Annotated in this window: 7 protein-coding genes; 2 read left to right on the forward strand and 5 right to left on the reverse strand. The window is 48.6% G+C overall.

Annotated features, from left to right (window positions below; translation table 11 throughout):
* Positions 1 to 267: 267 nt before the first annotated feature.
* The 3 genes from AC1XTG_RS19910 to AC1XTG_RS19920 are packed head-to-tail and all read right to left on the reverse strand — an operon-like array spanning position 268 to position 6,014.
* Positions 268 to 1,707, reverse strand: a complete 1,440-nt coding sequence (locus tag AC1XTG_RS19910) for a TolC family protein (protein ID WP_056284490.1) — start codon at positions 1,705 to 1,707, stop codon at positions 268 to 270.
* Positions 1,697 to 4,903 carry an efflux RND transporter permease subunit gene (locus AC1XTG_RS19915; RefSeq protein ID WP_484843151.1) on the reverse strand — a complete coding sequence of 1,069 codons (3,207 nt, stop codon included), beginning with the start codon at positions 4,901 to 4,903 and terminating at the stop codon, positions 1,697 to 1,699. The genes AC1XTG_RS19910 and AC1XTG_RS19915 overlap by 11 nt, the downstream gene beginning before the upstream one ends.
* Positions 4,904 to 4,931: 28 nt before the next feature.
* Positions 4,932 to 6,014, reverse strand: a complete 1,083-nt coding sequence (locus tag AC1XTG_RS19920) for an efflux RND transporter periplasmic adaptor subunit (protein WP_056284484.1) — start codon at positions 6,012 to 6,014, stop codon at positions 4,932 to 4,934.
* Between the two features lie 343 nt (positions 6,015 to 6,357).
* Between AC1XTG_RS19920 and AC1XTG_RS19925 the strand changes: the two genes are divergently transcribed.
* Entirely contained in the window at positions 6,358 to 8,820 is a 2,463-nt protein-coding gene (locus tag AC1XTG_RS19925; RefSeq protein WP_484843152.1) for a TonB-dependent siderophore receptor, read from the forward strand.
* 89 nt (positions 8,821 to 8,909) lie between these two features.
* Positions 8,910 to 9,911: an FAD:protein FMN transferase gene (locus tag AC1XTG_RS19930; RefSeq protein WP_484843153.1), complete on the forward strand. Its 1,002-nt coding sequence runs from the start codon at positions 8,910 to 8,912 to the stop codon at positions 9,909 to 9,911.
* Between the two features lie 9 nt (positions 9,912 to 9,920).
* On the opposite strand, the gene AC1XTG_RS19935 is transcribed toward AC1XTG_RS19930, so the two are convergent.
* Complete coding sequence (locus AC1XTG_RS19935) at positions 9,921 to 12,116, reverse strand: PepSY domain-containing protein (protein WP_484843154.1); 2,196 nt, start codon at positions 12,114 to 12,116, stop codon at positions 9,921 to 9,923.
* A gap of 15 nt (positions 12,117 to 12,131) precedes the next feature.
* The gene (locus tag AC1XTG_RS19940; protein WP_056284472.1) at positions 12,132 to 12,620 is read right to left on the reverse strand and encodes a DUF2271 domain-containing protein; all 489 of its coding nucleotides are present in this window, start codon (positions 12,618 to 12,620) and stop codon (positions 12,132 to 12,134) included.
* Positions 12,621 to 12,623 lie beyond the last annotated feature (3 nt).

The raw sequence follows: 12,623 nt of genomic DNA on the forward strand, positions 1-12,623 counted from the left end.
CTGTAAAGGTATTAAAAACTGGTTAAAACTTTATTATCTATCGAAGTAATAGAGTAAATACTTTAATTGTGTTATTCCCTGATTGTAGCCTAACAAGAAACCGCATCTTCTGGTGCCTGAGAAGCGCAAATCTTTGCCAGGTTTTCGCGTGGTGACTTACCTGCTGGATGCATTGACGAAAATGACCAGGTATTTGTAAGTTTATGGCAAAGAAAATGCCGGCTCATATTGGGCCGGCATTTTACTTGATTCACATAACTACTAATCCTAGTTCCATCCGCCGCCAAGTGCGCGGTAAATGTTGACTGTTGCATTCATTTGCTGCATTTTGGTTTCAATCAGGTCAAACCTTGATTCCAAAGCTTCGCGTTGTGTTAATAATACCTCCATATAATCTGCCCGAGCTGAGCTGAAAAGGCGGTTTGCGATGTTGGTAGATTCGTTCAATGCCTGCACCTCGGCCGTTTTGGTCGTAAAGCTCTGTTGCAGGTTGTTGATATTCGAAAGCTGGTTTACCACTTCAATATATGCATTCAGAACCGTCCGCTCGTAATTGTAGATCGCCTGTACCTGACGTGCATTGGCGCTGTAATAAGTAGCCTGGATCGCATTCTTATTGATCAGCGGACCAGCCAGATCAGCTACCAAAGTCGACATCAATGATTTGGGCACATTACCCAAATAGATCGGATTGAAAGCCTGTAAACCGACTGCCGCATTCAAACCCAGAGAAGGGTAGAAGTTAGCTCTTGCCACCTGAACATCCAATTTTGCAGCTTCCAGGTCCTGCTCCGCCTGCCGCACATCCGGCCTGTTTTGCAGCAATTGGGAAGGAACACCGGTCTGGACCAGATTCGGAACCATATTCTCAAAGTTCTGACTGTTCCTGAGCACCGGCTGCGGGTAGCGGCCGAGCAGGAAGTTGATCCGGTTTTCAGTTTCCACAATCCGTTGACGAATTGCATACTGGCGGTTCTGCGTGTTCAGTACCTGCGCTTCAAAACGGCGGACAGCCAGTTCCGTTACGCGGGTTGCTTCTTTCTGCATTTTCACAATGCGCAATGCATTGTTCTGGATTTCGATATTCTGATTGATGATGTTCAGCTGGGTATCCAATGCGAGCAGCTCGTAGTAAGAGTTGGCGATTTCGGAAACCAGGTTAGTCATCATAAAGTTTTTACCCTCTATCGAAGAAAGGTAGCGGTTTACGGCCGCCTTTTTTGCGTTGCGCAGCTTGTGCCAGATATCCACTTCCCAGCGTGCATAGGCAGCTACCACAAAGTCAGGCAGCGGCTCGGGCGTTTCCCTTCCGGGTTTGATCTCGGTCGTAGCCTCACTTGAACCTACCTGCGTGTAGCGGCCTGCTTTCTCGATGCCGGCACCGCCCCGCAAGCCTACAAACGGAAGGTACTCTCCTTTGCGGGCGCGGATCTCGTTGCGGGAGATTTCGATTTCCTGCAAAGTGATGTTCAGCTCCTGGTTGTTCTTGAAAGCGGTGTCAATCAATGCATTCAGCTGCGGGTCCGTGAAGTAATTCTTCCAGCTCATTTTTCCTACGTTGGCAGTGGAATCCGCTGTTTGTCCGTCGTAAGAAGCTGATAACGTCTTATTAGGTGATCTCTGGACCAGTGAAGGCGCATTGCAACCTGTATAAGCCAGGGCGCTGATGGTAATCCCGACCCAGGTCAATATTCTTTTATTGCTCATCATTTTGAGTTTCTTGAGTATGGGGAAAAGCGTCGACTGCATGGACAAATTGTTCGGATAGGGAGCCGTCCTCTTCATCTTTGATCATTTTCCGACCGTCAGCCAGCGTACCAAATATGTAGTACAATCCAGGGATGATAATGACCCCGAAAATGGTCCCGAAGAGCATTCCGCCCATTGCAGATGCACCGATCGTACGGTTACCAATGGCACCGGCACCTGTGGCAATGATCAACGGGATCAAACCAGCAACGAATGCGAACGACGTCATCAAAATCGGACGGAAACGAACTCTCGCGCCTTCGATGGCAGCATTAAGGATGGTCTCGCCCTGCTGCCGCTTCTGGACGGCAAACTCGACGATCAGTACGGCGTTTTTACCCAGCAACCCGACGAGCATGATCAGACCGATCTGCGCATAAATGTTGTTTTCCAAGCCCATTAATTTGAGCAGAAGGAAAGAACCAAACACCCCGACCGGCAGTGACAACACAACTGCGAACGGGATAATAAAGCTTTCATATTGCGCTGCCAACACGAAGTAAACGAAGGCCAAAACGATTGCAAATACAACCAGTGACTCATTTCCACGGATGGATTCGTCATAGGAAAGACCTTCGAATGCGATGTCATAACCTTGCGGCAATGTCTTGGCGGCTACTTCGCGAATGGCGCCGATAGCATCTGCCGTAGTGTAACCTTTCGCAGGAAGTCCCTGGATCGCGGCCGAGTTATACAGGTTGAAACGCGTGATCTCGTTCGGGCCCTGGCCTTTTTTCAATGTCATAAAAGAGGAGTAAGGCACCATTTCGCCTGCATCATTTTTTACAAACAATTTCAAAAGATCCGAAGGAAGCCTTCTGAAACTTGGATCCGACTGCACGTACACTTTAAAGAACTGGTTGAATCTTGTAAAACCCTGTTCGTATGTACTACCGATCATAATGTTCAGGTTGTCCATCGCTTTTCCGATCGAGACGCCTTTTTGCATCGCAAGCTGGTTGTCGATCTGCAATTCATACTGCGGATAGTTCGCTGCGAAGAATGTAAACAAGCCCGTAAGCTCAGGACGCTTCGCCAGGTCTTCCATGAATTTCTTATTGATCTTGTCAAACTCAGCGTAATCGGTGTCAGAAGTTTTATCCAAAAGACGCATCGAGAAACCACCTGATGTACCAAAACCCGGGATCGCTGGTGGTTCGAAGAATTCGACAACCGCACCAAGTCCTCTTGTTTCGGCTTCCAGTTCTTCCATGATCTCTTTCACATTTTGCTTGCGATCGTGCCATGGTTTCAAGTTGATCAAACAGGTTCCTGCATTGGAACCGCGACCTTCCGTCATGATCTCGTAACCTGCCAATGAAGAAACGGACTCAATTCCTTCCACTTCTTCGCATATCTTTTGAAGACGGCGGGAAACTTCGTTGGTTTTTTCAAGCGTTGATCCCGGAGGCGTTTGAATGATGGCGTAAATCGTGCTCTGGTCTTCATTCGGAATAAAACCTGCGGGCAGAATTTTATTTACAAAAACAATCCCGGCGCAGAATCCCAACAACACAACCCAGGTTACAACCCTGCGGCTCACAATGCGTTTCAGCAGGCTGACATATCTGCCGGTTAGTTTGTCAAATGTTCTGTTGAAACCGTCGAGCGCTTTGGTAAGGATGTTTTTCTTCTTCGGATGACCGTGGTGATTTTGCAGCAGCATCGCACACAAAACCGGCGTCAATGTCAAGGCGATAAGGGCCGAGATCACGATAGAGCTGGCCATGGTGATGGAGAACTGGCGGTAGAATGTTCCGACCGGACCCGACATGAAGGAGATCGGAAGGAATACCGAAACCATTACGGCGGTGATCGCGATAATGGCACCGCTGATCTCACCAAGCACTTTTTTCACCGCATTGAATGGGGAAATCCCCGGCTCTTCTTCAAACTTCGCATGGACGGCCTCGACGACGACAATCGCATCATCGACCACAATACCAATCGCAAGTACCAATGCAAACAGCGTAATCAGGTTGATCGAAAGTCCAAAACCCTGTATCACAAAGAAGGCTCCGATCAGCGAAACCGGCACAGCCAGGATCGGGATCAATGTAGAACGCCAGTCTCCAAGGAATATGAAAACCACGAGCGCAACGAGGATAAATGCATCGCGCAATGTGTCGATTACCTGCTCAATAGACGCGTCGAGGAACTGCGAAACGTCATAGCTGATCTTGTAATCCACGCCCGGAGGGAAGGATTCTTTCATCACATCCAGCTTCTTTTTCACTTCTTCAATTACATCACTCGCGTTACTTCCGTAGTTCTGGCGCAACACGATCGCCGCCGAAGGATGACCGTCGAGGTTGGAGTAAATATCAAAGAATTCAGATCCAAGTTCCACTTTGGCAATGTCACGAAGGTGAACGCTTTCACCTTGTGCATTGGCACGGACAATGATGTTTTCGTATTCTTCCGGCTTGTCGTAACGGCCTTTGTAAGTAAGCACATATTCCAGGGACTGGGCTGCAATACCGGAGCTTTGCCCGATACGGCCCGGACGACCCACGATACTTTGTTCTCCCACGGCCTTCATTACTTCTTCCGTAGAAATGTTGTAAGCACGCATACGCTCGGGGTTCAGCCAAAGACGCATTGCGTATCTCCTTGATCCTAATATTTGTGCTCTTGCAATCCCTTTTGTCCGCTGGATTTCGGGGATCATTTTTACTGTTGCGTAGTTAAAAAGGAATTTTTCGTCAATGCTTTTTTCCTTCGAATAAAGGTTAACGTACATCAACATACTGGGCTGAACGGGCGAGATAATAACCCCTTCCCGCTGAACCAGTTCGGGCAAAAGTGGCATAACCTGATCCACCCTGGTTTTTACCCGGATCACGGCCACGTTCGGGTCGGTGCCGGGCTCGAAGATGATCCTGAGCGTCGCCTCCCCCGCACTCGTTGCATCGGTAGCAATGTACCGCATGTCCTGAACCCCGTTAATGGCTTGTTCAAGTGTGATCAATGTTGATTTTACCAAAACGTCGGCACTCGCGCCAGGATAGGCGATGAATATGTTGACGGTGGTAGGGGCAATGTCCGGGAACTGGGAAATGGGTAATTTCTCAATCGCCAGGATGCCTATAAATACGATCATGATCGAGATCACGATTGCAAATACAGGTCTTCTTATGAATTGATTGAACATGTCTTTTTGTGCTTTTTAAGATACCTGACTATTCAGCGTACAGACTCAGATTGGAAATCACAGAATCAGGTTTCACGAACGTGGAGTGAATCTTTTCGTTTTCTTTTACCTGACGCAAACCTTCCAGCAGGATTTTATCGTCTGCCTTCAAACCCGACTTCACGACGAAAATGTGCGGAAGCTCGGCTTCAATCTCGATTTCCCGTGAACGGATCTTGTTCTCTTTGTCTACCACATACACATATTTCTTTTCCAAAACTTCGAAAGTGGCTTTTTGCGGAATCAGCAATGCATTCTTCATCGGCACTGTCACCAGGATGTTACCCGTTTCACCATGTCTTAAAAGTCTCTTCGGATTAGGGAATGTGGCCCTGAATGCGATGTTCCCCGTTTCATTATTGAAATCCGCTTCGATCGTTTTCACCGATCCTGAATGCGGGAACATTTGATTGTTCGCCATGCGGAGGTTCACATTCAGCATGCCTGCTGTGGCTTCGTTGGCTTTGTAGTCCAGATATTCAGCTTCCGGGACATTGAAATAAACCCACATTTCGCTGTTGTCTGATAATGTTGTCAGCAAATCACCTTCGTCCAAAAGACTTCCCAACCTCACCTGGAAATGGTCCATAATGCCGTCGAAAGGTGCGCGGATTTCGGTGAAGCCCAGGTGCGTTGTAGCTAAGCCCAGTTCTGCTTTTGCTTTGTCCAGTTTGGCTTTGGCAAGCGCCAGCTCATTTTTGGAAACCACATTGCTGTCGGCCAGCGCCTTGGTGTTTTTGAATTCAATCTCTGCGAAATTGGCCTCAGCCTGTGCTTTTTGCTGTTCAGCCTGGTAGAGCATCGGCATGATCTTGAACATCAGCTGGCCTTTTTTGACAGTCTGACCTTCATCCACATAAATATTCTGGAGATAACCCTTTTCCAATGCACGCAGCTCGATGTGGCTGATCGCGCGGATCTGGCTTACATATTCCTTGGTGACCAATGTGTCTTTTTGAAGGGGGCTCGTAACGAGGAATTTTACTTCTTCCTCCTTCTCTTCTTTTTTTGATTCACAGCTTGTTTGCACAAACAATGCACACAAGCTCATGACCATCAGAATTCTCTTCATGGTAGTTAACTTTTTGAAACAATATGATTTTGTTGGGGAATGCTTTTTCACAAGGCGGGCTGGATCAGTTATAATGCTTTACAAAAAGCGCACACTAACCTTAATGGGGTGTTAAAAACGAATTAAAAACCCGTTAAAAACACAACTATCCGCCCAGAGCCTGCGCCAGGGGAGATTGGATATTCCTAATGTGCTATTAAATCCTCCGATGCTGCTATTGCTGAAATCGCGGCAGATCAGCGCTCCTGAATTTTCTAATTCCGTTCTAATTAATTCCTGGTAACTATTAGAAAAACATAGCTCCGCCACTATATTTGCGACCGTTTAATTAATCTAAATAAGTATGAGTCGTTTTTATAAATATTTACTTTTTCTAAGCTGCCTGTTCTCCCAGGTTGCCAATGCACAGAGTAGTAACGGGACCATTCGCGGGCGGGTAACGACCAGCGACGGAAAGCCGGCTGCGTATGTGAGTGTGGGTATCGGCCATTCGAATAAAGGAACTACTACAGACGAAGATGGAAACTATATGATTACCGACATCAAGCCGGGTAGCTACACTTTGAAGGTTTCATTTGTAGGTCTGCAAAGCCAGGAGCAGGCTGTAACCGTAGCAGCCCGTGAGAAGGCGCAGCAGGATTTTACATTGTCGGAAAGCGCCTCTCAGCTTAATGAGGTGATTATTACAGGCGGCGCCAGTTCCAACAGGCCCGTGTCGCTTGGTAAGGCGGATATCCGTCCGCTCGATCTGCCGCAAAGCGCAGGTGTGATCCAGAGCAAAGTGATCGCCGATCAGCAGGCTGTCCGCCTGGGTGACGTAGTGAAAAATGTGAGCGGCGTTTCGCTGACGCAGTCGCGCGGTGGCGTGGCTGAAACTTTTTCGGCACGCGGTTACAGCATTGGTATCGCAGGTTCAGGCGGCAGTATTTTCAAGAACGGGGTTATCTCCAATACGCAGGGTTTTCCCGATGCAAGTACATTGGAGGCGATTGAAGTGCTGAAAGGAAGTTCTGCATTGCTATATGGTAACGTATCAGGTGGTGTGATCATTAACATGGTTACCAAAAAACCAGTTTTTGACTGGGGAGGACAGGTTTCCATGCTTTTCGGCAGCTATAATCAATTTAAGCCGACTGTGGATGTTTACGGACCGATTACCAAAAAACTGGCATTTCGCGTGATTGGGACGCATGAAAATGCGAGGAGCTATCGGGATGTGGTCAAAACAAACCGGACTTACGTTAACCCGTCGCTTTTATATAAAATCAACGACAAAACAGACGTATTGCTGCAAGTGGATTACCTGAAATCTGACCTGGTGCCTGACGCCGGGGTAGGTATCCCCAATGCTCGCATTACCGTAACCGAAGTACCGGAAGCGCCACGCTCCCGCTTCATTTACCCTAAATGGGCGTTTAACAACACCGAACAAAAAGCAGCTTACCTGACCATCAACCACCGTTTCAACGACAACTGGAAGCTGACTGCAATCGGATCGGCCCAGGCTACGAAGGTGGATGGTTTTGGTGTGGGCGTTCCAACCAGCGTTGCCGCAAATGGCGACTGGAACCGCTCGCTGAGCGCGGTTAAGTCACGCGAGCACGACTATACCGGACAGCTTAATTTAAACGGTAATTTCAAAACCGCCGGCATTCAGCACCAATTCCTGGGAGGAGCTGATTTTACGCGCATTGTCACAGAGAACAACACATTTAAATATACCTCGGCAAATGGAGTGGTAGGTACTGCGTATGACAAGATCAATATCTACGATCCTGCAACTTTCAATGTGCGCACGGATATCCCGACCGTTAATGATACTGCCAGAACAACCACGCCCCAGAACAGACTTGGGATTTATGTACAGGACCTGATCACCCTGACGACCAAGTTCAAAGTGCTGGCCGGCGTGCGCTGGTCTTACCAGAAGGCTTTCCAGACTACTATTTTCAACCAGGAAAAGCAGCAGGAGCGGAGAGGAACAGCTGCTGACAAGTCCGACAATGCATTTTCTCCCAAAGTGGCGCTGATTTTCCAGCCGGTGCAAACCAGCTCCATTTACGCGAGCTATACCAATAATTTTACGATCAATTCGGGTACTGATATCTACGGAAATAACCTGGATCCTTCGATCATCAACCAGTATGAACTGGGGATGAAAAATGAGTTCTTGAACGGACGTTTGGCCGCCAATGTAAGCGTGTACCGCATTCAGAACAGCAACTTTGCGCAAACTGCCCTTTTTGACCAAAACGGAAATCCGAACACGAACAGCAGCATCCGCGAGCTGAACGGACAAACGACCAGCGACGGTTTTGAAGTAGATTTCAATGGAACGCTATCGCGGAACTTCTACTTCCTGGCTGGCTACGGATATAATTTTATGCGGTATACCAACACCACAGGCGCAGTTGGTTCGCAGGTAGAAGGGGAGCGTTTGATCAACAATCCCGCGCACACCGCCAACGGTTCGATTTTCTACACGTTTGATAAAGCGGTAAAAGGCCTCAAACTAGGCGCATCTGCATTTTATACGGGCCAGAGAATGGGCGGTAACAACAATGTGGTAGGTCTTGATGGCGGCCTGAACAACACCGCAGCCAACCAGACTTCCTACAATGCACAGGTGCCACTGAAAGGTTTTGCAACGGTAGATCTTTCGGCGGGTTACAGCCTGCGCGGCGTTTCACTGCTGGTGAAAGTATCCAACATCTTCAACGAGCTGAACTACATTGTTCACGACCGTTACAGCATCAACCCGATCCCGCCACGTATGTTTGCGGCGACATTGTCGTACCGTTTCTAAGTTTTTTTTCGCAGTTTTAACCGGGAGAGGATATACACTCTTCCGGTTTTTTGTTTTAAATGGGGTTTAAAAATTGCCGCTGCTGCTTCATGAGAGTAATTTCCGCTTGTCTTCTCTTATTTTTTGCCATCCAAACCGAGGCGCAGGTGCTGCGGAAGCGGACTACCATGCTCATGGGCGGGCGATTCGATATTACGATTGTGGCGCAGGATTCAGCGGCGGCCGAAATGCACATTGATACCGTCATTTCTGAGATTACCCGCATCGAAAACCTTATTTCGGACTGGAAGCCTTCCTCGCAGGTATCGGAAGTGAATGCAAATGCGGGTATCCGGCCGGTGAAGGTAGATGCAGAAGTTTTTGAGCTGACAGAAAGGGCATTGAGCCTGTCGGAGCTGACCGGCGGTGCATTCGATATCAGTTTTGCTGCCATGGAGCGGATCTGGAAATACGATGGTTCAATGACGCAGATGCCTTCACCCGAGGCAGTAAAAAAGTCAGTAGCGCTTGTCGGCTACCGGAATATCATTCTTGACAAAGCGAATTCAACGATTTTCCTGAAAATGAAAGGAATGAAGATCGGCTTCGGTGCATTGGGCGAGGGTTATGCCACGGACAAATGCAGGCAGATGATGCTTGCCAAAGGCGTCGAGGCCGGCATTGTAAATGGCTCGGGCGATATGAGCGTGTGGGGAAAACAGCCCGATGGCCGCGACTGGGTGATCGGGATCAACGATCCGGCGCGGGCCGGAGAATTGTTCGCGGTACTGCCAATTCACCAGGGCGCAGTGGTCACCTCGGGCAGCTACGAAAAGTTTGTTATGCTGGACGGAAAGCGCTATTCACACATCATTAACCCCGCTACCGGCTATCCCGCTACCGGACTTACCAGCGTAACCGTATTCGGCCCGAGCGCCGAAATGGCGAACGGGTTCAGTACTTCTTTGATGGTGATGGGAAAAACAGCGGGGCTTGCTCTTTTGGATCAATATCCTGCATTCAGCTGCATGATGATCGCCGACAATGGTCAGGTATTTTGTTCCAAAAACCTGGATATTAACAAATACAAAGTCAGGCGGAAAAAGCGCTGAAAATGCCCGTCAGTAACAATCCATCAGCACCTGGCTTCTCGACTGGTAATAGCTCACGGATTTTCCTAAGCGCTTCGCGCAAATATCTTCCAGCAATGCAACCACATTGTTCTGCATAGAAAGTGACCCGCAAAGCATGATCACGCCGCCATTTGCGAGGGTTTCGGTTAGCAGAGGTTCGTCCTTTGCGAGCAGGTCTTTCACATACTCCTTTTCACCTTCCCGCGAGTAGGCGATGTGCAGGCCGCGCAGCTTCTTTTCACTTTTATATTTATGCAATGCATTTTGATACAATGCAAAAGAAGCCCTGTCACGGAACCCGCAGTACAGGTGACAATCTGCATGCTCGGGCTGCTGATCGATCATTCCCAGAAATGGCGCAATGCCGGTCCCGTTTGAGATCATCACCACTGTTTTGCCAGATTCCGGAAGGTGGAAATGCGCATTGTTGACGATCCTGGCATTTAATACCTCACCCGGATTAAGCTTTGAAAGATATTCCGAACCCAATCCACCGGCATGCAGCTTGACACTCAGCTGGATTTCCTTTCCGATTTTACCAATCGAATAAAGGCGCTCGCGGTGGTCATTTGCGGGATAGATAGCGAGCAGGTCGCCGGATGTAAATGGAGTGGGGGATTGTGGCTGCAGGCGGATCAAAAACGAATCACCTGCTACGAACACGGGCGTTTTGTCCATTACGGTCAAAGCTTGCAAAGGTTCCTGCCTCGTTACCGCCAGGCCCGGCGATACCAGCAAAGGTACGCCCGCATGTTGCGACCAGTTGGCTGCCCATTGACTGAATTCGTCAGGGGATTTATCATTCACCGTATGGATTTCCAATAATGGAACTGCCCAATCCTGCCTGGCAAAGAGGGTATCCACCTCAAAAGCAAACTTGCAATAGTCAGGATAAGCATGCGAGCCGAAGCCCACCACCGAATACCGGATTTGCTGTGATTGCCTGTGCTGCTGAATGCGTTTTTCAAAGTGTGCCGCATTGGTTGGCGCATTTCCCAGTCCGTAAGTGGCGCTCATCACGATGATGTGCGAGGCTTTCGGAAATGCCGTGAAATTGTCCAGCTCGGTAACATACGCCGACTTCCCTGCATTGATCAGCTGCTCGTGGATCGCATTGGCGAAGCTGAATGTGCTGCCGTTTTCGGAGCCTACCAGGATGATGAACTCGCTTTCAGCAGCTGTATACTTGTTTTTTACCCGGTTTGCCCTGCGCCGGAATGTAATTGTAAAGCCCGAATAAATAAAGAAAAGGATGTTCCCGGAAGCAATTGCGAGCACAATCGCCCACCATGCATTGGTGCGGCCGGTGTGGAGATCGAGGCTCAGGTTGGTAACTATCACAGCGGCCGGATATTTCACTTCGCCCAGCACTTCACCTGTGATTTGATTAACGGTAACCTCCCGGTCAGTAAGTTTAAGTGTGTAGTAATCTTCCGGATCTTCGGAAAAAGGGAACTCGACCGATTGTACATCAGCCAGTCTGGTGTTTTTAAAAATCTCAAAATCGGCAGGATTATGCTCCGGACCGGACTTGATCGCATCGAAATCGACTTCCATGGAAGCCTGTTTCGTATCGATCAGTTCAAAACGCGCGAGTGAGAGGTAAGTGCCGGTCGCTGCGAGGATCAGAATGGGGATCAGGGAAAGGCGGCCTAGCACTACATGGTAGTATTGTGCAAAGTTATCGCGCACAATCCGCGTGAAGAACCGCTTCACGCCACGCTGCCGCTGGATGATCAGGATCGTGCCTGAAATGGTGATTAACAGCAACAAAAATGCCGTAATTCCGATAAAAAACCGGCCCGCTTCGTGCAGGAAAAGCGAACGGTGCAATGCAGTAACCCACTCGAAAAATTCGGAAGGAGCAGCAGGGGTACCGAGCACTTTCCCGGTCACAGGATCAACATAGGCGAGCAGCTTTTCCCCGGCCGCGTCGCTGCCTTTGATCTGTACAAACTGGTTTGCATCCACGGACAGCTCACTGATGCCGGGATATTGTTTTCTTAATGCAGGAAGGGTTTGGGAAAGATTGGCCTGACTGAATTTCTCGGAGCGGTAGGGTTGCGTTTTTTCTGATAACGGCTTAAAGGCCAAAATAATACCGGTGACGGAAGCCAGCGTAAGCAAAAGAAAAGAAGATACAGCCAGTGCAAGGTGGCTGTATCTCCATATTGAAATTGTCATAAAGTACTCCGATTGTTAGTTGGGGCTGAACCGGACGTAGCGGATGTAGCCGGTACCCTCACTTTTGGCTGAAAGCGCCTCTGTGGTCAATGGAATTTCCAGGTCTTTCACGTGGTAAGCTTTGTCCTCCACTGCACTCTCAAACCTGATCTTATAACCTGCATTGATCTTGGATTTGTCAATTTCGATCACATTCACGCTGCGGTCCCCGCCTGTAACGGATGCACCCGTGATCGCGCTGATGTTATCCTTCTTTTTGGCCTGGTACTTATGCCATTCTTTGAGACTGTTGTACCACTTCTTATCCGGTCCTAAAACGTACAGGGTTTTCTCGTAAGCATTTTTACTGTTGATCAATGAAATCACTACGTAAGCGCCTTCGCCCATATAGTTGGTCATCTGGATCATGCATTTGTACTTGTTTGTCGCCTGCGCAAAAGTGGTATTCGGGCGTGCAAATGTCAGCGCAGTAAAAAGGAGTGCTGTTGTTATGAACTTGGACATGAA

The organism is Dyadobacter sp. HNCC25DJ183, assembly GCF_056895175.1.

Coding starts and splice junctions, on each gene's coding strand:
- AC1XTG_RS19910 (WP_056284490.1), bottom strand. CDS start 1,707: ATGAGCAATAAAAGAATATTGACCTGGGTCGGGATTACCATCAGCGCC.
- AC1XTG_RS19920 (WP_056284484.1), bottom strand. CDS start 6,014: ATGAAGAGAATTCTGATGGTCATGAGCTTGTGTGCATTGTTTGTGCAA.
- AC1XTG_RS19935 (WP_484843154.1), bottom strand. CDS start 12,116: ATGACAATTTCAATATGGAGATACAGCCACCTTGCACTGGCTGTATCT.
- AC1XTG_RS19930 (WP_484843153.1), top strand. CDS start 8,910: ATGAGAGTAATTTCCGCTTGTCTTCTCTTATTTTTTGCCATCCAAACC.
- AC1XTG_RS19915 (WP_484843151.1), bottom strand. CDS start 4,903: ATGTTCAATCAATTCATAAGAAGACCTGTATTTGCAATCGTGATCTCG.
- AC1XTG_RS19925 (WP_484843152.1), top strand. CDS start 6,358: ATGAGTCGTTTTTATAAATATTTACTTTTTCTAAGCTGCCTGTTCTCC.
- AC1XTG_RS19940 (WP_056284472.1), bottom strand. CDS start 12,620: ATGTCCAAGTTCATAACAACAGCACTCCTTTTTACTGCGCTGACATTT.